General features: G+C 54.6%; 17 protein-coding genes. 2 read left to right on the top strand and 15 right to left on the bottom strand.

The window, feature by feature from the left end; genetic code table 11:
* The first annotated feature begins 63 nt into the window (after window positions 1-63).
* On the top strand, window positions 64-1,074 hold the full coding sequence (locus MN186_RS02135; protein WP_242111182.1) for an IS30 family transposase: 1,011 nt from the start codon (window positions 64-66) through the stop codon (window positions 1,072-1,074).
* Window positions 1,075-1,526: 452 nt separating this feature from the next.
* On the opposite strand, the gene MN186_RS02130 is transcribed toward MN186_RS02135, so the two are convergent.
* The 7 genes from MN186_RS02130 to MN186_RS16600 form a co-directional block, all read right to left on the bottom strand.
* Window positions 1,527-5,375 carry a hypothetical protein gene (locus tag MN186_RS02130; RefSeq protein WP_242111180.1) on the bottom strand — a complete coding sequence of 1,283 codons (3,849 nt, stop codon included), beginning with the start codon at window positions 5,373-5,375 and terminating at the stop codon, window positions 1,527-1,529.
* A gap of 113 nt (window positions 5,376-5,488) precedes the next feature.
* On the bottom strand, window positions 5,489-7,663 hold the full coding sequence (locus tag MN186_RS02125; RefSeq protein WP_242111179.1) for a KAP family P-loop NTPase fold protein: 2,175 nt from the start codon (window positions 7,661-7,663) through the stop codon (window positions 5,489-5,491).
* A 77-nt stretch (window positions 7,664-7,740) separates the two neighbouring features.
* Window positions 7,741-9,105 (bottom strand): hypothetical protein, encoded by a 1,365-nt coding sequence (locus MN186_RS02120; RefSeq protein ID WP_242111178.1) that lies wholly within the window; start codon window positions 9,103-9,105, stop codon window positions 7,741-7,743.
* Between the two features lie 149 nt (window positions 9,106-9,254).
* Complete coding sequence (locus MN186_RS02115; RefSeq protein WP_242111177.1) at window positions 9,255-10,301, bottom strand: TniQ family protein; 1,047 nt, start codon at window positions 10,299-10,301, stop codon at window positions 9,255-9,257.
* Window positions 10,298-11,167, bottom strand: a complete 870-nt coding sequence (locus MN186_RS02110) for a TniB family NTP-binding protein (protein ID WP_242111176.1) — start codon at window positions 11,165-11,167, stop codon at window positions 10,298-10,300. The genes MN186_RS02115 and MN186_RS02110 overlap by 4 nt, the downstream gene beginning before the upstream one ends.
* Window positions 11,164-12,762 (bottom strand): Mu transposase C-terminal domain-containing protein, encoded by a 1,599-nt coding sequence (locus MN186_RS02105; protein ID WP_242111175.1) that lies wholly within the window; start codon window positions 12,760-12,762, stop codon window positions 11,164-11,166. The genes MN186_RS02110 and MN186_RS02105 overlap by 4 nt, the downstream gene beginning before the upstream one ends.
* Before the next feature lie 168 nt (window positions 12,763-12,930).
* Complete coding sequence (locus MN186_RS16600; protein WP_353890305.1) at window positions 12,931-13,152, bottom strand: helix-turn-helix domain-containing protein; 222 nt, start codon at window positions 13,150-13,152, stop codon at window positions 12,931-12,933.
* 256 nt (window positions 13,153-13,408) lie between these two features.
* Between MN186_RS16600 and MN186_RS02100 the strand changes: the two genes are divergently transcribed.
* On the top strand, window positions 13,409-13,759 hold the full coding sequence (locus MN186_RS02100; protein ID WP_242111174.1) for a hypothetical protein: 351 nt from the start codon (window positions 13,409-13,411) through the stop codon (window positions 13,757-13,759).
* 80 nt (window positions 13,760-13,839) lie between these two features.
* Here MN186_RS02100 and MN186_RS02095 read toward each other — a convergent pair whose 3' ends face one another.
* The 8 genes from MN186_RS02095 to MN186_RS02060 form a co-directional block, all read right to left on the bottom strand.
* Window positions 13,840-14,385 carry a recombinase family protein gene (locus MN186_RS02095; RefSeq protein WP_242111173.1) on the bottom strand — a complete coding sequence of 182 codons (546 nt, stop codon included), beginning with the start codon at window positions 14,383-14,385 and terminating at the stop codon, window positions 13,840-13,842.
* 568 nt (window positions 14,386-14,953) lie between these two features.
* Window positions 14,954-16,162 carry an ABC transporter permease gene (locus MN186_RS02090; RefSeq protein ID WP_242111172.1) on the bottom strand — a complete coding sequence of 403 codons (1,209 nt, stop codon included), beginning with the start codon at window positions 16,160-16,162 and terminating at the stop codon, window positions 14,954-14,956.
* Window positions 16,159-16,899 (bottom strand): ABC transporter ATP-binding protein, encoded by a 741-nt coding sequence (locus tag MN186_RS02085; protein WP_242111170.1) that lies wholly within the window; start codon window positions 16,897-16,899, stop codon window positions 16,159-16,161. Before MN186_RS02085 ends, MN186_RS02090 begins: the two co-directional genes overlap by 4 nt.
* A 1-nt stretch (window position 16,900) precedes the next feature.
* Window positions 16,901-18,154, bottom strand: a complete 1,254-nt coding sequence (locus MN186_RS02080; RefSeq protein ID WP_242111169.1) for an efflux RND transporter periplasmic adaptor subunit — start codon at window positions 18,152-18,154, stop codon at window positions 16,901-16,903.
* Window positions 18,155-18,623: 469 nt separating this feature from the next.
* Window positions 18,624-19,256: a tyrosine-type recombinase/integrase gene (locus MN186_RS02075; RefSeq protein WP_242111168.1), complete on the bottom strand. Its 633-nt coding sequence runs from the start codon at window positions 19,254-19,256 to the stop codon at window positions 18,624-18,626.
* Window positions 19,257-19,610: 354 nt separating this feature from the next.
* On the bottom strand, window positions 19,611-19,934 hold the full coding sequence (locus tag MN186_RS02070) for an RcnB family protein (protein WP_242111167.1): 324 nt from the start codon (window positions 19,932-19,934) through the stop codon (window positions 19,611-19,613).
* Window positions 19,935-20,157: 223 nt separating this feature from the next.
* Window positions 20,158-23,247 carry an efflux RND transporter permease subunit gene (locus MN186_RS02065; RefSeq protein WP_242111166.1) on the bottom strand — a complete coding sequence of 1,030 codons (3,090 nt, stop codon included), beginning with the start codon at window positions 23,245-23,247 and terminating at the stop codon, window positions 20,158-20,160.
* Window positions 23,244-24,368: an efflux RND transporter periplasmic adaptor subunit gene (locus MN186_RS02060; protein ID WP_242111165.1), complete on the bottom strand. Its 1,125-nt coding sequence runs from the start codon at window positions 24,366-24,368 to the stop codon at window positions 23,244-23,246. The genes MN186_RS02065 and MN186_RS02060 overlap by 4 nt, the downstream gene beginning before the upstream one ends.
* Between the last annotated feature and the right edge of the window lie 716 nt (window positions 24,369-25,084).

The following is a 25,084-nucleotide window of genomic DNA, read 5'->3' as shown; positions in this document are numbered from 1 at the left end:
GGTGGATTCACAAACGAAGTGCAAATTCTGTATTCAAACAGAGGTTTGCATGGAGATTGATGAATGGGAAGCCACTACTCTCACCTGACGTTCGAAGAGCGCCGCAAGATCGACAAATGGCATGACGCAAAAATGCCGGTTCCCGAAATTGCGGACCGGCTGGGCCGCGCACCGTCGTCGATCTACCGCGAACTGAAGCGCAATTACTATGACGACAAAGAAATCCCGGAGTTGAACGGCTACTACTCGGTGACCGCGCAACGCCTCTCCGAAGAGCGCCGTGCCGTCCACCGCAAGCTGATCGTGAACCCCGAGCTGAAAGCCGCCGTCGAAGACCGCCTCAAGGCCGGTTGGTCCCCCGAACAGATCGCCGGTCGCATGCGCCTGGAGCGCCATCCGGTCCGTGTCAGCCACGAGACGATCTACCGTTTCGCCTACTCGAAGGACGGCCGCGAAGAACAGTTCTATCGCCACCTCCCAGAGCATCGCAGACGCCGCCGACCGCGAGGGTATCGGCGACACAACCGAACCCACATCTTCGACAGCCAAAGCCTGTCACACAGGCCCGAACGTGTCTCCGAGCGCACCGAGTTCGGCCACTGGGAGTGCGATCTGATGATGTTCCGCAAGGAACACGGCAAGATCAACGTCACCTCCCTGGTCGAGCGCGTCAGCCGCTACACGGTGGTGATGCGAAACGAGGACCGCCAGTCCAAACCGATCATGGAAGCCCTGATCCAGGGCCTCGCGCCTCTGCCCGCGGATGCGCGCCAGTCGATTACCTTCGACCGAGGCACCGAGTTCTCGGCCTGGCGCAAGCTGAAAGACGGGATCGGCGCGGACAGCTGGTTCTGCGATCCGCAGGCGCCGTGGCAGAAAGGTACGGTCGAGAATACCAACAACAGGTTGCGAAAGTACCTGCCCCGCTCGACCGATCCGACGGCGTTGACAAATCGATATTTGAGGTCGATTTGCCACCGCCTCAATTCCACGCCGCGCAAATGCCTTGGCTATAGAACGCCTGCAGAGGTCTTTGAAAGCGAGCTGCTGGCAATTAGCAATGGGATAGAATAGAAACGATATCAGATAGTTGCACTTCGCCGTGAGTTCACATCAGTACATTATTGTCGGAGTACGTAAATAATGAGACCGAATTAATGAGACTCGTCTTCGCTATAATTCAACGACTTAAGATTTTCATGCATTTTGGTGGATTTCGCTGATTTAGACTTAACAAGCTTGTCTCAGACTGCAGCAATACGATCGTCGACTGCGACGCGCATCGGGAACTTCCGAGAGCGGACACAACTCCCAGACCGACTGCTTCACAGCGTAAGGTTTTGCGCTGAACAATGTTGAGCGACAAAGTGCCCTGCCCTGATCGCTTGCGGCCCAGAGCCGACCTTTGACACGGTGTTCAAATGCTGCGACCGCAACCCGCATTGCTGCCATTCGGCGCACGGGAACAAATTGATGCTCCTCACGCTCGAACTGCACAGAAAACTTGCCAGGTCACACGCAATACTTCACTCAAACCGTTGTTCACGTTCCTCGTCTCGTTGTCGGTCACGGACCCGTTCGCGTTCGATTTCCATCGCAAGTCGGTCTGACACCGACTTCGCAGCCTGAGCTATCTCTTCTCGCTCATGCTGCGTCAGTTCGGCAATGGCATCGGCCCTCGGCTGCATGACATCTGCACGGCTCCCAGACCACGACGATGGGGTAACACGATCCGCGTAGGCGTAAAGGACTGGTTCGTGCTCTGGGGCGGCTTCAAGAAACTCAACAGCGGACGGCGTTATGGAAGAACCATCCCTGTTCCCATCCCCTTTCTCCCAAAGTTTAATGCCTGACGCGACCAAACCCCAGACATCCGTTTCGTTCTGTTGCTGACACCACTCAATCAGGTCGGCGACATCGATCTTGGAGAGCGGGCAGCGTCGTATACCCCCGTTACGAATGAAAAACCTACGTCGACTTTGCTGGTCATCTGTCCCTTGGAAAACACGATACAGAAATGCCTTGGGCATTAGACCCGCTGTCGTCTCAATCGCTTTCTCGAACGGATGAATGTAGCCGTAACGCTCGTCCACAACAGAGAATATGGTATCCAACCACTCTGTCTTTTCGGCGTCATTGCCGTCGAAGATAAGTGCGGCCTTGATGACATTTTCCATGCGATAGTCTTTGCTGCCACCAAGGTCGCTGTGATCGGCCAACAGGGATTTGGTTGCCGCCTTCAAACCAAAGTTTCTCAGTTCAGGCCCTAACGTATCATCCGTAGGGTCCTTTCCGTGCAGTTTCATACTGAGTGCGTCGAGCAGTGTGTCGTCACCGTCTGACTTGGTCAGTAGCTTCTGTGCTAGCTCCAACAAATGTTCGGACGGTAGGTGTGCATAGTTATCCCGCCAAAGGATAGGTCCGAACATCCAAGTCCGAGTTTCTTCATTGTCGAGTAGGGCCATGCACCGATCCAGATCGCTCTCTGTGAAGTCATCCCATGGATGCAGGTCCACAAGGACTTTTCGAAGTTCCGAGTGTGCCGCACATTCATCCAAGAGTTCCCTCGAAAGCGCATTGTCATTGGCGGCAACCTCCTCGATGAAGCCACCAATCACCGCAAAGTTGTGGTTCGAACCGGATGACCGAGCGAAGTGTTCCAGCAAGCCTTGCCAACCTTCACGATAATTGTGGACCCCCTTAGCAAGGCCGATCCCGAACGCCCTGCGATAGGGCATCCTGTCGTTGGAAAACATTTCTGAACCCAACTCATCGAGTTGATGATCTGACGCTGCAAAGCTCTCACCTAGATCTGTTGCATTTGATGCCAATCGCTCTTCAGCATCCCGATACTTGTCATCGCTGCTGTCGTCGAACTCCTCGTCGAGTGCCCAATGATCATGCCCTTTGCCAAGAACATATGTTTTGATCTTTGCAATCAGGTCGCGAGGCTCCAGGTCGCGATCTAGATCGGCGAGATCCTGGGGAAGCGGTTCAGGTTTGTCTTTTTGTCTTGTGTGATCGAAGTAGATGATCGAGCGGACGGCCTTCCAGCCTTCGCCCCATGGATAGTGATCATTGATCGCCCGTGCTGCTTCGACCAATTTGTCCCGCAACGCTTCCTGGTGCCAAAGGCCGCGAAACTCATTCGCTAGGACCTGCCGTGCACGACTTTCGGTGCCTTTGTCGTCTGAGTTTGCTAGCCTCACCGCCAAATTCATGAAAGCAGTGCGCCACTCGACGAGTTGGTCATGGGTCGGTCGGTAGCCATAGTCCCTGGGCCGTGCCCCAAATTCGTTGAGGCCAAAGCCCGTCCATGGCGGTCCGTCCAAGGCCGTCGCGAGCAACTTTATTCCCAATGAACGTCGTCCCATATCTTCAGAACTTAGACATTCCTCTACAATAGAGAGGCGCTGCTCCAACGAAGCATGTGTGCCAGACAGATAGGGTTGGAAGAACCCTGAAATCTTGTCCCTAACTGCATCGTAATTGTTGCTCTCGTCTTCATAGTCCGCGACGCGGATCAGTAGTGACATGCAGCGGTCAAATGCATGCGGTTCGTATGCCAACGACTGGAGCAGGTTGAGGATCGTGGTCCTACGAGGACTATGCTTCGGCTCCATTCCCTGAAAGTCTGGAGAGGTGAGTTCGGCTTCGATCCGGTCAAGCAGCGCATCCGGCGCGACGGGCCCAATATAGTCCAGTATTCTCGATCCAGTCTCATCGAGGTCCGAGATTCGCCCCAATAGGCCATCAGGTTGCAGCCATGCCTTAACGATCTCAATGGCCACCGGATGATCATGCATCAGGCCAAGCCTGTGAGCGAAAGACATAAGAAGCCGACTGTTTCCAGCCGCTTCGAAAGTCGATCTCAGAGCTTCGGTGGGGATGCTGTCGAGCGCCGAACTTGCCAATCTGTTCGCAACAGCATGGGGCAAGATGGCCCTCCAATGCGCCCTCTTTTGAACGACATGGCGTTCTGCCAGCTTCTTCACGGCTCGAAACAATTGCGCCTTGGTATGGCCCAAAATGGAGCCCAAGACTTCTAGTTCGTTCTGCCCAACTTCTGGATCAGCAACTGAGAATGAATACGCGAGTGACAGAGTCTCAGCCTGTTCGCGAAGATCGCCATCTTGACCCTTACGCTGCTGGAAAAGCCGGTCGAATAACTTGGCATCGGATAATTCGGCCAGGCTCTCACCCTGTTCAACTCGCTCTGCAATGGCCAACGCGACCCTTGCGTTGCCATCGGCAAACTCGGCGACACTTCGTGCATTGCCTTGGCCGATTGCAGGGAAACGCCGCAAAAGCAACTCCTCGGCCACCTCTGGTCCGTTGGCTTCGATATGGATGACCTCTGTGGTCTGAGGTTTGTCATCTCTAATGTCATATTCAACTGTAATCAGGCTGACATCACCACTTGCAGCCGACACTTTGCTTGCCAATGCCGAATGCAGTTCAGATGGGCAGTTGTCGAGGATCATCACCGAGCGACGCCCCTCGGCGATTAGACGGTCGAACATTGCAGATGCGGAGGGATCAGGGTCTTGTCCCGTGTCCACGTAGACGGCGATAGTTCTGTCGAGAGGATCGTCTCCGACCGTTTCGTCAAAGAGGGCTTGAACAATCCTTGTCTTACCAACACCTGACAGCCCCGTAATGCGGATCGCTTTGTTCGAGGTGCGGATGAGACGCCGCATAGGTTCAATGGCATCCTCGATTGAAAGCTCCTGACCTCGCTCCGTCGGCAAATGGACGGTTATCCCAGGGGCAGAGATGAGAGTGTCAGGCGATCCCTTTGGCGGGTTGCTCCAGGGGCCATAGGGCTGCCACCCCGAATAGCCTTGACCGAGCTTGCCCTTCACCCACAGCAATACCGACGGGTGCTGTCGCAACCATTGGACCAACTTGGAACGGTCGAAGAAATCCAGATGGAGGTTATCCTTGTTTGGATCACTTGCCACCGCTGCCTGCATGGCGTCGAGGCGATCCTTCCTCATCGGAGGCGAACAATCGTCCGAGAGGCTTACAATAACGTAACTGCCGTCGATTTTTGCCTGGTTTACGATGGTTGGGTTAAGGTCTCCATTTTTCAGCATCTCCACCGAAATTGCGGACTTAGGCATCGGGTCCTTTTTGGACTGAAGGATCGTATCTGGACGGTTTAGGAACCCCGTTAGCAATGCGGTAGCGTTTACATGGACATGAATATCGATGCCTTCATCTGGTGCCTTGATTGAGCCTGACCAACTGACACTCGCTGGGCTATGACCATGTGCAGCAACCTCTGCCTCGGCAAGACGCGCTATCAACTCTTCCAGTAGTTCGTCGGACAACCGAAGTAAGTCATCCTTTTCAATATCGAAGATCGCCATCTCACCACCTGAATACAACAAGTTGCTGGTGTAGCATGTGCGACCCTCAACATCTAGGGCAGCGCGTGACGTGTGCGCGAATCGAACATCGCCTCAAATCGAGCCGAGGATCATTAATCTTCACCAGCGTCCCGTCGTTCCCATGCAGCCAAAAACCGACTGATAGTAGACTTTTGTCGGTCGTCGAGAGCTTCACTTTGCAAAGCTTCATTCAAACGCCGTCGGAACTCGTCCACATCTAGCAGTCGATCAATTCCGTTAACTTGTGCACGGTCATTCTCCCGTTGCACAAGATCGCCAGGTTCGCCACCGAAGCCTCCCATGCCATGACTGTAGGATTTCCCCAAGAATGCCGAAGCAAGTTGGTAGAGCTTTGTGTCGTCCTCCAAAGCCTGAGTGGTGTAGGCTATGACCTCACCAGCCCCATCTGGCTGCAATCTGTCCCAACCAAAGAGAAGGCGGGCAGGGTTCTTTGTAGATAGCATGGTATCGTTTGCAGCGGTGGCACGAAGCAGTTCGAGCGATCGTCCTAGAAGCTGTTCGGCCACCACCTCAGTCGTGAGCGTTTCCGCTTCTGAAGAAGGATCGCGGTCAGGACTACTTGGGTGGTAGTCCTCCCAAGCCGCATTACTGAAATCGAAGTGCCATTGCAGGGTCGCGGCCGTAACAGCCCTTGCGAGAATCTCAGAACGTTCCTCAAGTGTAGTTCGATCCCTGAGTATGGATCGCAACAACCAATGCAGTCTTAGTCTGTTGTCACCGAATGATGCGAGACCGCGCCCCTCATCTTGTTCCAAGAACAGTTCGTCGGCTATGCCAAACAATGCGGTCAACACCTTCTCCCCGTGTTCAAAGGGGATGTTGGGTCCGTGGGCCGTCAATTCATCAAGGATATAGGAGGCTTTGGTTCGCCCTTCAGCCTGAGTGATTTCTATCGCGTCCCGAACACGGTCTTGGATCTCTTCAACCGTCCTCGACGCATCGAGGAGATAGTCGAGTTCTGCCTTCGGTATGGTCTTCGTTGAGACTGAAAATCGGAAATAGGTGTCAAAGTGTTCGTTTGAACAAACTCGCCTTTGACGAGCCCATTCCCTTGTCCCTGAGTGAATGGTGTTTGCGAAGACATTCTGCAACTGAGGGAACAGTCTCATAAGGGCTTCCCGAAGTTGTCCATGATCTTCCTCGGGTTCACTCCCCAGAAGCATCGATGTGTATTGGACAGAACGGGCATCACGCTGGTCGTACCTATCGTTCTGACCTGCGTTCAGGATGGCTGATTTGTTCTGCCGTATGGCCCTATAGACCGCTGGCCGGAACACGCGCAGAGTTTCAAGACTCACAAAATCGGCAAAAAAGACATCCGACTTGATGGGAGTCATTGTAATCGAAAGCGTGTTCGCCAGTCGCAAGACATCCCGTGGCGTTTTCAGCTCCGGCACCACGATAGAATGAAATAAATTGCCAAATTCGACCGGATCAATGTCAAGTAGATCAGCCGCCAGACCATCCAGCACCTCACCCATCATAATGTTCAGATGTGATTGATCGGGTTGAGGAAGCTCGAATCCCGCTTGGATGATCTTCTCAAGGTAATGTGCACCTTCAGACGGAAACCGACGTGCGACGGCCTGCTCAGTGGTCTCTCGATCATAGGCCAAGAGATACATCACGTTTGGAAGCCGTCCTACAGATTTGACCAACCGGAAGATGACCAGAGCCTCCTCCGGTGAAAGACGGTCCAGATCGTCAATGACTACAAGGAACTTCTTCCCTGCTTCACGAAGAGCGTCTGCAAGAATCGCCTGTAGGTCCTCTGCCGTTTCGCCCTGCTCGATGAAGCCGCCTAGTGCGTCCAGGGTTGCGGTCGTTGCCTTCTCTCCCAATGATCCTGCAAACAAGCCTACAGCCATACCTGCAAGACCGCTTGCGCCTGCAAGGTTGGCCCCCAATTTGCGGAGGGCTCCAGCGGCCTTTGTCTGGTCCGAAAGGACGGGCGAGAGTCCAGCGTAGAGTTCCTTGAAGAACCCTACGGCCAACGCATCTTCGGTTCGATACATCCACGCCGGAAAGCTAATCACATCGAGATCGGGTGCATCATTAGAAAGATGGTGCCGAACAAGGTTGATAACGCTGCTTTTGCCAGAACCCCATGGACCATAAATCGCCACTACACTTCCGAGCGGGCTGTCGATGCTACGAATGCAATCGCTGATCGCCGTCGCGAAGGGATCAAATCCAAATCGATCCTCATCGGGCAAAGCGATGGGAACATCATCAAAGTTACTCATTACTCACCTCATGTGTTTGGCCCGAAAAAGATCGGCATCCTTATCTAAGTGGCTGGGCGTTCTGCTTTCGAAGCCCCTCAACGGGATAAGGCCAGGAAAACTTCAAAGCCTCTGTCGCTCGGATACCTCTTACCCCAAGCTCTTATCGTAGCGCCATCGATGATCATCTCGTTTTCGAATACTTGGGAATTTGGAATGAGTGAATCAATTGCGATGTCCCCATATCCGATCGCTTTTTCGCAAAGCAAAGCGCCGATCACTCTCAGCTTCTGGATTGCTTCTCCGCTGTCGAAGTCATCCATGAACTTCCCCGTTAGCTTGAGTGTGGTGACAATGTCTTCTAGTCCTTCGATGTAGAAGACAGCCTTGTTCGGAAGAATATGGCTATCGAGCTCGACATAATTTGAACTAGCCCAATATTCGTCGTCACCTTTGTGGTAGTCGTTTGTTCTCAATCCCTGCTCTTTGAGGAAGTCTCTGGCTTCGAAAGGACTCCAACCTTGTGTCGGGTCCACGGCTGGAGGGGCTTCCTCGTTTCGTTCGTAGTTGAGGATATCGGAAATGATCCGGTCCACATCTGTTTTGGTTTTCGCAGGGAGGATACGGAATTGACGTGTTGCCCGCCTCAAAAGCCAAGGTCGTAGCGGAAATATCAGAAAGAAGCGTCTACGTGCATACTGTTTGAGATCATCAGACTGAAACGTCTTCTGATCGATCTGAATGCGTGCTTGCTCAATATGCGAGTAGCAAAACAGTAGATAGAACACTGGTATGCTTCCGATGGTCAGAAGGATCGGGAGAACGAAATTGCGAACCGTATCAGTCGTGAAGAACATATCTGGCTGTGACCAAATCGACGACACTGAGTTGTAGACCAATACAATGACAAAGGTAGCCAGGCTGAACTCCAGCAGGACCTTTGCTTTCGCGTATTCTGGTTTCGTGCCCGCGAAAGCCAGAGTAGCTGCCAAGAAGAAGAGAACAGGGGTCAAGACCAACTCGGTCGCCAGACTGAAAGTGTAGGCAACCACGATAAATTCAAAGATACCGCCAAGCCTCAAACTGCCCCGAAACAGGTCGCGAAAATACTGATCATCTTCCTTCGATTGCAACGCTCGACCAGCAAAAACGCACCCGCCCATTGCAAACCACAAAACAGTGGGTGGCACCTGGGTCTTTGACCACAACCCGACTCCTGCTAACAGCCAGCTTAGTGCAACTACATTGAGGGCAACTATGCCGAAGAACAGCAACAGCTTTGGGGCAATCAGCGTCTTGGCGACGCACCAGAGACTCCTTCGGAGGTCGGCCCTAGTTAGACAAAACGAGAAGCCAAGGATGATCCACAGGCCAATGGCTATTTCACGATTGTTGAAGGCTTGCTGCAACCAAGTGAGAAACTGTTCGATTATTGATATCCCTGTACTCGCTAAATGAGGCATTCGACGGTGCCGTCACTACAGCCTGCATACGGATCGGGAGAATTCCTTCACCGGGGGAAGTTGTGGACAGAAAGGAGTCGAATGTCCGGTTCTATGACCGTGAACTTAAGCTTTTCGCACGCGCAGCTAAAGTCCGGTTTCCGCCACCCTCAAAACCACTTAGCCGGGAACATCAGCAATAGCTGATCGAGTTCATCGTTTTGCTCTGGTTCGAGTTGGGAACGGAGCTCCTGCATAGTAGGGTCCCTGCCCCATCGCTTCTCATGCACGCCTTTGATTGAAAACAGGTTCACGCGCCGCTTCAGTAATGCTGCCATGAAGCCATGTGTCTTACGGCGTACGGCCACGGAAGATGCGCGGTATGGTCGATCCATCGATGTAATATTGCGTGGATTTGGTCGCGCCGGGAAAGCGACACTCGAAAAGAGGTCGATCGGTGCGCGACTGTGCGGGTTAGCTTTCATCAGGATATTCGCAAATGCCAGAGCAAAGTTCTGAAATTCTCGCTTGTTCTTGGTTTTTGACCGTTCAGACAGGCTCTTCTCAAGCTCCATTTCTAATTGGATCGCACCGTTCCAAGCAATCTGCACACGGCGGTTGTCGCGCAGTTGTATGGTGGTTGATGCTGACATATCAGGGAGCCCGAGTTGGGTTCCATACGGGGAACCACATGTACTACAAGCGAGTATGACGTTGCTGCCGTCAAACACAAATGTCGGTCCTGCCTCGCGATCATTGCAAGCCAGGCAATGCGTTGTAAGCGGCCTTCTATGCCTCAAACAGAACGTCCGAGTGATGAGCCGCCATGACAAACGCAGAAACTGATCGTGGCCGTTGAGTTGGTCCATGAGTAGACAGCGCGGGCACCATGCGAAGGACGGATCCTTGCTGAAATGATCGCCGCCCATATTGCACCCCCCTGCCCGCCTCAGCCACTTAGTATGAACGCCGGGTTTGGTAGTTGGCAATGTTAGCAACTCCAGCCTTCGCTTTGTGGGGTCCAATGCATCGTTCAGGCCAACAAGAAACGCTCCCTGATCCAACGCGTCCAGATCCTCAGGCAGTTTCACCGCGTTTTGGTAGTCGTCTGGTTGAAATAGGCATCGAAGGTATGATCGGATATCCATGGAGTTCATGGCCGCCGCGCGACCTACGAATGATGTCAGGCTTTCCATTTCATATGGCGTGACATTCATACCGGCAGGTCCTGATCGCGATATTTTAACCAGGTGTCGAGATCCAAACGCTCCCTGTCAGACACGATCGCATAGATTGCAAAGCCGGTGAGAACCTGCATAACGGTTTTGCAGATGCCATGCGTTTTCGTGATGATGGCCCTTCTCAGCTTGGGGTCACTGGATAATCCCCCCTCCTCCTTGACTGGGCACCATCGCTCGAACCCTTCTAGAAATTCGATGAAGTCATCTTCTGCGGGTGTCCACGCTCGATACTTAAGCTGGAGAGATCGCCCAAGAATTTGCTCGTCTTCCATGGCCCATCGCCAAATGCGTGGTGCTCCCGTTAGGACAACCCGGATGTCATATTTGGACATGAGATAGTGGACGTAGTTTTGATACGAAATCCTCTGTCTTTTCTGGAAGCTGTAGATACGGTGAAAATCCTCCAGGATAACAAGACGTGTACCCAAATGGCCGAGAAGCTCGAGAGTTTTTGAATATGACGTTTGGCGAACGAGCGGGCCATATCCCGGGATATCAAGATTGGCGCGGAGCGCGTCGCAATAGTCGATGATGTCACCACTCGGATGGATGAGCTCATTCACGACGGGGACTATCTGTTTTCCGCTTCGCCCGTTGGTCACCTGAGGGTGCTGTGTTGCAAACTCCTCTAGAATGCGTGTGAGGCCCATCCCCGCTGGCGCGGTTATGAACACGAGCTTGTTGTCGCAATCAGACGGCGCTTGAACCAATTCGTCGAGACGGTTTCGAAGCGCACGCCTTGCCGACGTATCGAAATAGGCACCCTCACGAATGTAGTGAATGCGCTCCGGGACCGATGCCTTCGACATATCGGGAAACTGCTGCGTTGGGATCCTGCTCACGACAATTTCCCCCGCTCAGAGTAATGCCGAAATCCATCAAGATCGCGAATATCTCGACCTTGCGGCAAGGAGCCCAATTTAGACGGGGTTGCAGCTTTCTTGCGTTTGCGCGCGTCAGCCAGGATTTGTTTTCGGAAGTCATGCGCTTCTGCAGGATCTGGAGCGCTCAGAGAGGCGTTTAGCCGTTCTTCGCGTGTTTTACGCAGTTCTTGGAAGTCATCGACCGACAACGGGTTGCGCGGAAAGTGCTCACCTCGCGCTTCGTAGTATGTTTCATTATCTGCGCTGAATTGAACTGTGCGGATGTCGGTAGGATCATATTTGACAGTGATGTTTTGAACGCCGCAGTTTTTCATCTTCTGAAGGTGTTCTGAGCGATAAAACATCCCGAATAGTTCCAGCCCTTCCCGTTGGATATTGCGGTTTTCGAATGGCAAGAAGTCAAGCCGGAAACGATCCGGATCAGATGGTAGATGCGGCCGTGACTTACTCTCCCGCCATCTGACGTTCCAAGCGTTCATTGGCGAAGTTAGCAATCGGCGCTTTCTGTCATGAACATAGTCACGAAGAATGAATTCGAGCAAGAGTTTCTCAACATCATGTAAGGTGAGCGTTGCTTGCTTTTCAGGCTGATAGGTTCCCTTTTTTTCGATGTTTGAGAATGTGGTTCCGGGAAGGGTGTGAACGAAGGTTTGGATCGTTCCGATGAAACGTTCAACATGTCCACCTAAATGAGGTTGTGCCACGGGGCGAAAAATGTGCTCAACGCCGTACTGTTCCAGCCCCAAGTTAAAGGCTTTTGATTTGAGATCGATCCCGTTGTCGCTGCTGATTACGAGGGGCAGCCCATAAACAGGCCATTCATACGGAATACCCATTTCAGCAAGGTATTCTGCCTTAGGAAAAACGGACCGATGAAAGGCTTTCATGAGATTGATAGCCGATGGCGCTTCCATCGATAGGTATATTCCGGTTGGCATCCTCGTCGCGATATCCAGCAGAACCGTTAGATATGGCCTTCCTATGCATTCACATGTGTCTGGGTCGACAACCATTACGTCCAGCACAGTGTGATCAATCTGAACAACATCAAGCGGATCTTTCACAACATATCTACCACGGACAATTTGGTAGGCTTGCCGTGCGGCCTTCCCGCCATGACGTTTTAGCTTGCAAACCCTATCCGGGATCGTATCGATCCTGTTGAGCAATGCTGTCTTTGAAATTTCTGGGTAGCCATGCGCCGCGAGTTCACCGTTGATGCCTTTCAGAGTCCTTGCCAGCGAGATTTTGTTTCGAGTGAGAAATTCTTTGCGAAGGTGTTTGTCGACAACTTCCTCTTGCTCGCTATTGAGCCTGATGCTCATGATCTTGGGACCGGGTTTCGAGCGCCGCAATGCAGCTGCTCGGTCATCGGATTGCAATTGATTAAGCAATCGATAAGCGGTGGCTCGTGAGAATTTGTATGCCCTGCAGATATCCTTCACAGCCGCGCTCGACTGAAAACCGGTATGGATGTATGGGGCAAGGTCCTTGCGAAGCGCAAACGCCCGCGCCCACTCGCGTTCATCGCGAGCAATGTCGTTCTTCGACATGATCGTCTCCCTGTCAGCAAGGCACCTCAACAGGCTCGAAATATCGAGTGGCAGCCTTGACTTTGAATTTTGATTGGAGATGATCGATGTGACTGGATTGAAGAGTCACTCGATCTCGTGAAAGCCTATGTGTTGGAGCGCATAGGCTTTTGCTCTTTTAGGGCCAGGTCATGTCGCACCTCCCTCTTGCCCATAGCGATCAGGCCAAAGCAATTCAGGTGTCGTGTTCAAGCGGTCGGCGATGGCCTGTTCTATTCGTCTTGAACGACGGGCCCCTCGAGCAACATCTGTGACAGCAGTATGTGATACTCCGACATCACGAGCGATGGATCTGAGCGTCACACCGGCGGATTTCAGGTCCGCCTTCAGCTTGGAATATGCATTGACCATCTTGAACTCTCATTGCTTCTGTGCAGAGTGAAAGCTGCCAGAGGACTTGAGTCAACACTTTGTTATTATTGAATAATAGGAGCAATATTATAATATCGTGGTTCACGTTGTAACACCGTTACTAGCTACCTTCGATCGTTCAGCGAAGAAAAATAGCCAGTAGGAAAGCGTATCATGGGATCCACGTACAGGCTTCAATTAACGAACCAGAAGAGAGGATGAGGCTTTCCCAGAATACATCACCCCACAACGCGGTTTGTCGCTGGTGAACCTCGAACTTCATGGTTGTGTAGACGTCAATGGCGCAAATGATCTTTGCGACATGGGCTTTATCTCGCCCGTTCTCATCACCTGCACAGGCATTGGCGGCCGCACGTTAAGCTTTCAGGCGGTACAGCGAGAATTGACTGCGCACATCGAAACGGGAAACATGCTGGCCGCATTGGCGGTTGAACATCCGTTTATCCTCGAAGCCAAGGAGCGAATGAGCATCGATCAATTTCGTTCACTCGATGTGGTTGTTTTTGACGAAGGCCATTTAAACAATCTATCGCCCGCTCAGCTAACAGATGCGTACAAACGCTCGGCCGAGAGTTGGCGACCATAACATTGAGATTTTCTGCTTGGCTGCGAGCAGTGTTCCGGTGATGTATTACTCTGGCACATGTTGAATGTCGCTATTGCAGATCAACGCAGCCTTGAAATCGTCGTGTGCGCGACACCGAGATCCAGCGCGATAGCGCGACAGGTTTCACCGTTCGCCATACGCTCGCGGGCAAGTTTCTGCTGATGATCTGATAGTTTGGGCCTGCGTCCAAATCGGACGCCGTTTCGCGCCGCGACGGCACGGCCCTCGTTCGCTCTCCGCGTGATCCGTTCGCGCTCATCTTCAGCTAGGGCGGAAAGAAATGCGAGGATGCCCTTGCCCATCGGCGTGGTTAGGTCGAGCCAGGGCTTATCGAGAACTTTCACATATGCCCCGCGCTCAGCAATCCGCTGAATGATGTTGATGCCGTCAATCATGGATCGCGTGGCCCTGTCCCACTCTGCGATCACAAACACGTCCCCTGCCCCAAGAGCGTCGATCGCACGTTCGAGCTGCGGCCTGCCCTTGACGGATTTCCCTGATACCTTCTCGCGGAAAATCTTATCGACACTGGCGGCATTCAACGCGCCGATTTGACGATCAAGGGATTGCCCACGACTGGACACTCTGGCGTAACCAATAAGCATGGTTCAAGCCTACCAAACACGATCAATATATGCACCGGAAATATGCAACATTTGAACGATCCTATTTTCATGGGTCAGAAGCTTTGGTGCAAATATTATGAATTTTGCAACAACCCGACCTTCGCTGCACACTGTCTGAACGGGCAAGATGCGGGACTTTCCCGACATTCGTTTCTGCTCCTTCGCTGACGCAGCATTCGTTCGCATGCGCAGCGCGGTCACCCCTGCGGTGCAGCGTATGTCTCCGAAGCAGTCATTGAAAACAGCGATTGGACCCTGTTCCGAAACCGTACTTTCGCCGTAGACAGTCCTAACACGAAGGGCGCGGGATAAACCGGACCGTGCTGCCAAAGAAGCCAATGACCGCTTGGTCCTGCATTTCACGAACTCCATATAAAAGCGCGGAACGCTTCCGGTCAGGGTTTGTGAACTCTAAACCGCATGGACAATAACAGCGTGTCTATAGTTTGCTCAAATTGAGCATTCATAAGGAATACTCTTGAAGGGCGAAATCAAGGGAACGGAAGTTGAGCGAGGCAAGGTCGCGGCTGAGATTTACTATGATTGCTCACTGATGGCGTAGGGCCTCGATCGGGTCCAGACGCGCTGCACGACGCGCGGGGAAATATCCGAAGATCACACCTACGGCTGCCGAAAATAGGAACGCAATCGCCACGATGGCCGCGTCCGGGCTGAACGGAATGGCCATTAAGTTAGAGGCAACTGCGGCAAGCCCAAGGCCCGACAGAATGCCCACAAGGCCGCCAATCATGGAAAGCACGATTGCCTCGACCAGAAATTGCAGCAATACCTGATTGGCAGTTGCGCCGACGGCCAGCCGGATGCCAATTTCGCGGGTGCGTTCAGTCACGGACACGAGCATAATGTTCATGATCCCGATCCCGCCAACCAGAAGGCTGACGGCTGCGACGGCCGATAGCAGGCCAGTCAACACATCGGTGATGCCCGTCAACATGGACGCCATCTGCTTCATGTCGCGTACATTGAAATCGTCTTCCTCACCGTCGCTGATCCGGCGGCGCTCGCGCATCAGCGCTTCGATGTCGACCAAGGTTCGGTCGGTCGACACATTGGTCGCGGCGGCGGCATAGATCATGGTGATGTCCGACGATCCGGTGACCCGGCGTTGAAAGGCTGTAATAGGCATCAGCACGATGTCGTCCTGATCCGAGCCAAAGCTAGAGGCCCCTTTGGCTTCGAGCAGGCCGATCACCTCGCAGGATACGTTCTTGAGGCGTATCTTTTCGCCAAGTGGGTCCGTATTACCGAACAACTCCTGACGCACCGTTTCGCCGATGATGCAAACAGCTTTACCCGAGCTTTCCTCGGTCGGCAGAAAGCCACGCCCCAGCACGATCGGCCAATCCACCACGTCCAGATACCGTGTATCGGTGCCGGCGACCGAGGTGCGGGTATCTTCGGTGCCATAGACAGCGTTCAGGCTGGTCTGATTATAGGGGGCGGCGGTGCGTACGCTGGACAGCTGGTCAATCAGCGCCTCGACATCCTTGATGTCCAGCGCAGCCGAAACGGAATTATTGCCCGGCCCCATCTGGCCAGCACCGGGCATGACCATCAGGACGTTTGTGCCGAGCTTGGCAACATCAGCCGTCACCTGATCCGAACTGCCCTGCCCGACCGTGACCATGGCGATCACGGCGGCCACGCCGATAACGATGCCCAGCACTGTCAGGATAGAACGCAAGGCGTTGCGAAAGATCGCCTGAATCGCCAGGCGGATTGTTTCCCAGATCATGCGCTGTGCCTTTCATGATTGAACACTTCGGCAGGCGGGCCATCGCGCTCGACCCGGCCATCAACCATCCAAACGACTCTGTGGGCGTAGGTGGCCATGTCTTCCTCGTGGGTGACCATGACAATTGTGATATGATCCCGCTCATTGAGCAGCTTCAACAACTCCATGATTTCCACAGAGAGTTTGGTATCCAGATTGCCTGTCGGCTCATCCGCCAGAAGGACCTGCGGACTGCCGACCAGCGCCCGCGCAATGGCCGCGCGCTGTTGCTGGCCGCCCGACAGCTCCGATGGATCGTGATGTTCGCGGCCTTTCAGCCCGACCTTTGCCAAGGCATCCAGCGCCTGTGCACGTCGCTCGGCGGCGGGAACGCCTTTGTAGATCAACGGCAATTCTACATTATCCAGCGCAGAGGTGCGGGCGAGCAAGTTGAACCCTTGAAACACAAACCCCAAGTAGTTGCGTCGCAGGATTGCCCGCTGGTCCTTGGTTAGATCTCCGACATGCACCCCATTAAACAGATAATCGCCGCTGGTGGGACGATCGAGGCAGCCAATCATGTTCATCGCCGTCGATTTGCCCGACCCCGACGGCCCCATGATCGCCACGAACTCTCCTTTTGCGATCGACAGGCTGACCCCATCCATTGCGTGCACTTCTGCTTCGCCGTGGCCGTAGGTTTTCGAGATGTTGCGCAGCTCGATAACGGGGGCATCCGCTTCCATGGTATCGGCCATATTATTTGCCTTCGATCATATCGGTGATGATCTGATCTCCGTTGGCCAGATCGCCGCCGGTTACAATGGTTTGCAAACCGTCGCTGTCGCCCGTTTCAACGGGAATCTCGATAGCCGCCCCATCGCGGGACACCCAAACGGTGCTGTCAGACACCGCCCGCGCTCCGCTGCCCCGGTTGCGAGACGGCATGACAAGGCCCAGCAAGCCGCCACCGCCATTCGACGCTTCCTCTTCGACCACCTGCGGCGGGGCAAAACGCAGGGCCGCGTTGGGCACCAGCAGCACCTCGTCATATTGCGCAACGGTCACATCCGCCGTGGCCGTCATGCCGGGGCGCAACAGCAGGTCATCATTCTCGACCGACAGGATCGCCTTGTAGGTGACCAACCCATCCGTGCTTTCTGACGCGTAGCGCACCATGGATATCTGAGCCGGAAACAGCATGTCATCATAGGCATCAACGGTGAAACTCGCCTTGTCGCCCACCTTGATGCGGCCGATATCAGCCTCGGCGACATCGACTTGCAACTCCATCTGTGTCAGATCCTCGGCGATGGAAAAGAGCTCTGGCGCTGACAAACTTGCAGCCACGATCTGCCCCGCATCGACCGAGCGGTCCAGAACAACACCGTTGATCGGGGACACGATGGTGGCCTTACTCAGGATCGCCTCTTGCGCCTCCAGCTGGGCCTGCGCCAGATCCACATTGGCCTGCGCACTGGCCAGACTGGCAAGCGCGCGGCCCAAAGCCGCCTCGGACGCAGTAAAACTGGTGTGCGAGGTCACACCACGCTGATCCAATTTAAGGGCGATGTCGAAATCCGCCTCCGCTTCGTCAAGGCTTGCTTGGGCGCTTTCCAACTGTGCTTCGGCAGCTGCGTGGCTGGCGATCTGGACCGACAATTGTGCATCCAACTGTACCGTATCCAACCTTGCGAGCACCTGTCCGGCTTCGACGGCATCGTTATAGTCGACCAAGACCTCAGCGATCGTCCCTGAAAGTTCAGATGAAATTTCAACCTTGTTGGTCGGTTCAATCGTGCCTGTTGCCGAAACGCTTACCGTCAGATCACCTCGGCTGACCGCTTCGGTAAGATAGGTCACCTGAGCGCGCTCGTCCGCGCCTTGCATCCACCAGACCCCTAGCGCCACGACCAAAACGGCAGCACCAATCCACCCCGCCCATTTCAGGAGATGGTGCTTTGCTTTTCCGACGCCAAGAGAAGCTTCGATTTCGCGTTGCTTTTCATTCATTCGCCGCTTCGATCCTCTCAAAAAAAATACCTCGCACACACCCTACAATAATCGGGGGGCTGCATTTTGATTCAGGTCATTATACGTAACCAGGGCAACTTTCCGTCGCTGTTGATGTAGTTTTCGACAAAGAGATTAACCTCACAAACCCAGAAACCGAATATGAAGGCTGGCAGAACACCGGTTCGCGTCAAAGCCTCGCTTGGGTCCGGTCAAAAGCTAATTCAATCTTCGAGGAAGCAGTCTAACGCGCAGTGAAGGTCTGCATCAGCGAAGTTGCGCCGCAGAAGTGGTCGACTGCATTAGGGTCCGGGCCGAAATTGTTGCGCCCATTTCATCAGTCTCCCCAAACTGGACATTCGCGGCGATGCAGAAAATCGGTAGAACAGACGCGCACTTCGTTTCGCCGCTGCATGGTCCTAGGTCTCGTCTAAATCGTCAAACGGCAGACACCGTTCGCCGACATCGCTTAGAGGTCGATGCGCTCAGCAACATTTAGAGCATCTTCTACCTCAATACCGAGGTAACGCACCGTGTTATCAACCTTTGTATGGCCAAGCAGAAGTTGCACAGCGCAAAGGTTGCCTGTTTTGCGGTACGTCTTGGCAGCTTTGGTCCTGCGGAGTGAGTGGGTACCGCACCCGCTCGGTTCCAATCCGATCGATGTCACCCAATCACGAACAAGCCGACCATACTGACGCGTTGAGATATGCGGGCGCTCGTGAAAACGGCTCGGAAACATGAAGCCGCAACTGATCATCTCGGGTGATCTCACCCATGCAATGACGGTTTCTCGCGTGTTTTCAGTCTGTTCAAACTTAACCGGCTTTTGGGTCTTGCTCTGGATCACCGAAACTCGTTCGCGAACGCGATCATCTTTGATTAAATCGGCCACAGCGGGCTTGACCAGATCGCAGCCGCGCGGCTTGCAATCAATCGCAACGTTGAACAGCGCAAGATCGCGTAAATAGCCCGCGATTTCGAGCCGCGCGCGGATAGCCCACATCTGCTTTGGAAGCAGCGGTCGTTTCTGGCCGATGATCCGCCCTTTGTGCAAGGCTTTGCGCTTTGGGCTGACTGCGGGAAGTTGGACTCGTGGCATAGTGTGCCCTCCAATCCGCCTTCCAAACCCAGACATCAACACCGCGTCGACGCCGAAAGATTAGCATAGGATTGAATGACCGATGTCAAAAGTCACGAGCGCACACCATCCCTGCAAGTGCATTGGTCCGCTTTGAGCCCTGATTGACCGCGCCAGCTCAAACCGAGTTTCGCACTTGCAGCACGGATCATTGAGCCCGAGCCGCCCAAACCGGACATCCAATTATTGATCCAAAGCTGCTTTGCGACCCGCTGAAGTGGCCGTTCAGGCCTCGTACAGCAATTTCCCCTGTCGAGAGTCTGCCTTTCGGACAACGATGCCCTTCGTCGCATGACCAGATAGTCTGGGCACTTCTCAGTTAAGCAGAGCCCTAACCAATAGTGTTGCAGCCGCCGCCAGGTAAATTCTGTCTCCATTTGCGACATAAACTTCGTCGCGGCCGGGGCGCGGAAGGCCGCGTTTTCGCCAGTCCTTAACAATGACCACATCTTGCTTGCGAAAACGGTGACCAACTGCATGCCGATGGCGCTGCTGTTTCACCACCTTCACCTTAGAGCCGTGGCCATAGGCACTGCGCTTTACAACTACCCTGTCCGCCATGGCCGTCATCGGCACGACAGCCACTGCTGCGGTCGCCAATACAACAATAGTTGCGCATCGTTTCATCAGGTTCTGCATTGGATCCATCCTCATTGTTTGCTCCTTATTCAACGTTGGCCCGACAGATTTCCGTCGTTGAAACTTTGGAGCTATTTGCGATCAGTCACGTTTTGACCGGCGATCTTTGAGGCCGGAAGACTGCAACACTGACACGGGCCAACTTCGCTCTGCTCTGGATCGGTGTCGGCTCAGCCCCGAAATGACGCGTATAACGCCCCCCTAACTCCTGGAGGGCATGAAGCTACACCCTCACAGTTTCCTCCACCTCTGAGCGAAGCCTAAGCGCTGCAGCACCCGGAGCAGTGCCCCAGACGGCAATCCAGCGGTAGAAAATCGGCGTGAGGAACAAGGTGAACACGGTAGCAAAACCCAGACCTCCGACGATCACCCAACCTACGGCAATGCGCGCTTCGGCACCCGCGCCGGAAGTCAGGATTAAGGGAAGGCCACCGAAGACTGTTGAAACCATCGTCATCATCACCGGCCGGATGCGCAGGCGCAGCGCGTTTCGGATGGCGCTGTCGATGTCCGCACCCGCTTCGCGCAGCTGGTTCGCAAATTCGACGATCAGGATGCCGTTCTTGGCCATCACCCCGATCAGCATGACAAGACCGATCTGGCTATAATAGTTCAACGAACCACCGGTCATCGTAATCGCCAGCAGCGCAGCGGCAAAACCGAAGGGCACCGTCATCATAATGACAACCGCGCTTGCAAAACTTTCGAACTGGGCTGCAAGCACCAGAAGCACCACAATCAGGGCTACGCCGAAAACCATGTATATGCCGCCTTGGGTATCGTCGAGCGTCGCGGCCTCTCCGGTGAAGGTAATGCCCATTCCGTCGGGCAGAACCTCGTCGGAAATCACAAGCACACGGTCCATCGCGGTCGAAAGGTCAACACCCTCTCCAAGGTTAGCCTGCAGTGAGACTGACAAGGCGCCGCCCAGACGTTCGATCTGAGAGTCGCTTACCACCATGCCAAGCGACGCGACGGTGGAGAGCGGGACATAGGCGCCGTTGTCGAGGCGGATGGACACGGATGCAATATCGGAGGGATCATCAATCGGAGGTCCGCCGGGGACGACATTGACGTCTACTTCAACGTCATCGGAAAAGACGCTGACCGCAACATTGCCTTGCACCATCGCGCGTATGAGGCTGGTGACATCTGCACTGTTAAGCCCCATGTCACCCGCAGCGCTGTCATCTACGGTCACTTCCAGTTGTGCATTGACGCTGTTGTTGGACAGTTGCGGGTTCAGGAAGGTGGCATCCTGCGACATCGCCGCGGCAAGGGTGTCGGCGGCTTGGGTCATATTCTCGAGATTGGTACCCGTCACGGCGAAGCTCAGCCCGCCACCCGCACCGCGAATATTCAGGCTGTTGGTGGAGCGGGCGCTGACCTGCACACCGGGGACCGAGGCCAACTTACCACTGAGCTGCGTAATTAACTCTTGCTGTGAAAAGTCGCGCTCGGTCCAGTCCGGCAGGCGGACGACGATAAAGGCGCTGGTGCCACCGCTGACGCCGACGATGCTTTGCACCGTCTCGATCTGCCCGCTCTCCTGATAGGGCGCGAGGATATCCTCGACCAGAAGGACCTGTGTGTCGAGATAGTCAATCGTTGTGTCCGAGGCTCCGCGCGCTTGCACGAGGAAAAAGCCACGATCCTCCTCCGGAGTAACGGCGGAAGGCAGCGTCATCGCGGCCCCCATTGCGATTATGGCGAAACCGATGGCGACGGACAAAACAAGTAGGGGCGTTCGGATGGCAAAATCCATCACGCGGTCAAAGGTGTGCGCGAGGGCGCCCGGTTTGTTTTCCTTGGCATTGGCTTGTGTCTTGCCAGGGTCCAGCAAGGCCGCAAGAACAGGGGCCAAGGTGAGAGCCGTGATGGATGACAGGGTGACAGCAAAGGCCAGCACAAAGCCAAATTCGGAAAAGACACCGCCCGCCTGACCTGGCAGGAAAGAAATAGGAATAAAGACCGCAGCGAGCGTGGCAGTTGTTGAGATGACGGCGAAAAACACTTCATTGGTGCCAGATGCAGCGGCGGCAAAAGCCCCCATGCCCGACTTGCGCTTTCGCACGATGTTTTCCACCACAACGATAGCATCATCCACCACCATACCGGTTGCCAGGACCAGAGCGAGCAGGCTGATCGTATTGACGGAGAATCCTGTGAGCCAGATCGCAGCGAGCGTCCCGATCAAGGCCACAGGGATCGTGACCGCAGGGATCAATGTCGCACGCGGGGAGCGCAGGAATAGGAAGATCACGGCTATCACGATGCCTGTAGCCATGAGGATGGATTTAACGACCTCGTTGATTGATCCCTCGATGAAGATCCCGTCGTTCGATGTCACCAGCAGCTGCACACCTTCGGGCAGTTGGTCGCGTAACTCTTCCACGGCAATGGCTACGTCGCGGGAGATTTCCAGCGTATTGCCAACGGATTGCCGCGTGATATCGAGGCCGATAGCAGTCTCACCGTTCACCCGGGTGTACACACTCGAGTCTTCCGGGATCAGTTGAACGAAGGCGATATCTGCCACTTGGGTCGTGGCGTTGACCGGCAGCTGGTTGATGGTCTCGACACTGACAACTTCGTTGCCAACTCGGAGCGAGAGAGTCTGGGACTCGCTTGAAAGCGCGCCAAGGGCGGTGTCATCGCGGAGCTGTGTAAGCGCGGTCGAAACATCAAAGATCGTCAAGCCGCGACTCAACAGGGAGGGCATATTCACCGCCACGCGGAATTCGTTGGCACGGTCGCCGCGCAGGGTCACTTCAGCGATGCCGTCGATCAGGGATAGGCGTTCGTAAACCGTGCCCTCGGCGATCTGGGTGAGCGTGTCGAGGCTTGCATCCCCCAGCAGGGCAAGGCGAATGATCGCATCAGCGTTACTGTCGCTCTTGCTGACACTCGGATCTTCGATATCGTCGGGCAGAGAGCGCAGGGCACCCGATACGATCTCGCGCGCTTCATTGGCGGCTACGTTGACATCCGTACCATCAGACAGGTCAATGGTGATACGGCTCAACCCCGTGCTTGAAGTGGATTCAATATAGGACATCCCCTCAAGCGCGCTCAGCGCGTCTTCAAGGCCTTGCGTAACTTCGGTGTCTACCGTGCTCGCCACGGCACCCTCGTAGGTGGTCCTGACGGAGAGCACAGGCCTGTCCACGTCCGGCATTTCACGAATATCGACGCTGGTGAACGCCGCCAGACCGGCGATGATGATGAGCAGGTTCAAGACAATCCCAAAGATCGGCCGCGCGACGAAAATATCGGCGAAACCGGCTTTGTGTGCCCTTTTTTCGAAACTCATGCGCCCGGACCCTTACGTGCGCCAGCGGTAGTGACTTGTGCTCCTTCACGCAGCTTGGACGCGCCCTCAGCCACGATCTGCGCGCCCAACGGGACTTTTGTCTCAACCCAGACCTGATCACCTTCGCGGTAGCGGATGGTGACGGGAACGCGGCGGGTGCTGCCGTCCTCGGCAACCCAGATGCCCGCACCGGTGCGATCCCATGTGATTGCTGTCGCGGGCACTACGGGTAAGGGGGCGGTCACTTCGGTCATGCGGATTGCGAAGGTCATCCCCGCAAGCAACAACCCCTCGGGGTTTTCGATTTTCGCCTGCACGGTGGCGCTGCGGGTCACACTGTCGAGCCTACTGTCGAAAGCGGTGATATTACCTTCAAAAATTCGTCCCGCATAAGTCGGCGTCGAGACGAGGACCGGCTTGCCCTCAGCCAAAAGGCCAATGGAGCGTTCCGGCACCTCGAATGTGGCGAGCAAACTAGTGGTATCGTCAATCGTCACGATGGCACCCCCGCTCGTCAGGCGGTCGCCCACGCTGACGTCGCTGAGCCCCAACCGGCCGGAAATCGGTGCCACGATCGTGCGGTCGTCCAGTGCGACTTTGGCGAGACCCAAATTGGCTTCAGCCAAACGCAACGCCACGCGCGCCTCCGACAGCGCCACGTCCGTCACGACAGAGTTGCCGTTACTGCGCAACCCCTCAAAGCGGGTGACAGTGGCCTGTGCCTGATCGCGGTTCGCCTCTGCAATCTCAAGGGCCAACCGTTCCGTGCGATCATTCAGGCGCAGAAGGACGTCACCCCTTTTCACCATCTCATTTGAACGCAGCGCTGTTTCGACCACTTCGCCTGCATCGCTTGCGGTCACATCGGTGCGATGGAGTGAGACAGCACTGCCAACGGTCCGCAAAACAAGTGCGTATTCGCGGGCTTCTAGCGACGCGAGAACGACAGTCGTCGCCCGACCTTGTTCCCGTTGTCCCCGTTTCGCGTCTTGAGGGGCACCGGCTGTCTCTGTCGGGATGTCGCTCCAGATCTGGGCGACTTGCCGGGGCAACCCGAAAGAAATGCAATAGGCGCCCACGATGATGATGAGCGATAAAATGGCTAAAATAGAATTCTTCAAGGTCTTAGTTGCTCCTGAGAGGCGCTGTCCATTCGGACAAATTGTAATAACTCTTGCTAATCGGCCTGATGCGTCAGAACATAATCACGCCAAGTGAGGGATTGCCAGACGACAGCCCAGCGCCGTGACGCTTCGATGTCGGGCGCATTTGTCGAAGTCAAATCGGTCGGGGCTGGCTGAGGGCTTCTTCATGAAAAATTTCCGCCTCTTGTTCTTGTCCCTTCTGATACGGGCACCAGTACGCTTTCCGTCGCTCATGCTTGGATTTTCTTGAGGTAAGGAAGAGTTTCTATTATTTGGAACAAAACCCGCGGCAGCCTACGCGAGCCACGGGGGCTCGGTCGTAGGCATCGATGGCTATTGCGGTTTCCGAACCGACACAGTCAGCAAGAAATCCGGATCAAAATTTTACCGCGCCACGCGCGCATTCAGTAGCATGCGATGACCACACAGGGGGCAGAATGTGAAACAGCCTTACTGACTGAACCAATGCGGCTCTTAATGTCACGCTGGAATCATCCCAATAATGCAGCGAACGTGCGAAACATCCGCAACCTGTGAGTTCGAGTCATGACCCTAGCTGCGGTCTGCATGAATGGCCGCTCATTCCGCTGCGCGGCGGCACCAAATTTCTTGCTCACGCGGAATTTCTGACGCTGCGAGCGCACGCAGCGAGAAAATCCAAAATACAAGTTGGGCTCTTCCCGGTCATTCCC

It is taken from the genome of Aliiroseovarius sediminis (assembly GCF_022678485.1).
In the GTDB taxonomy this organism is placed as follows: Bacteria; Pseudomonadota; Alphaproteobacteria; order Rhodobacterales; family Rhodobacteraceae; genus Aliiroseovarius; species Aliiroseovarius sediminis.
Note: the sequence above shows the minus strand (reverse complement) of the source record. Positions and strands in the feature narration are given on the sequence as shown.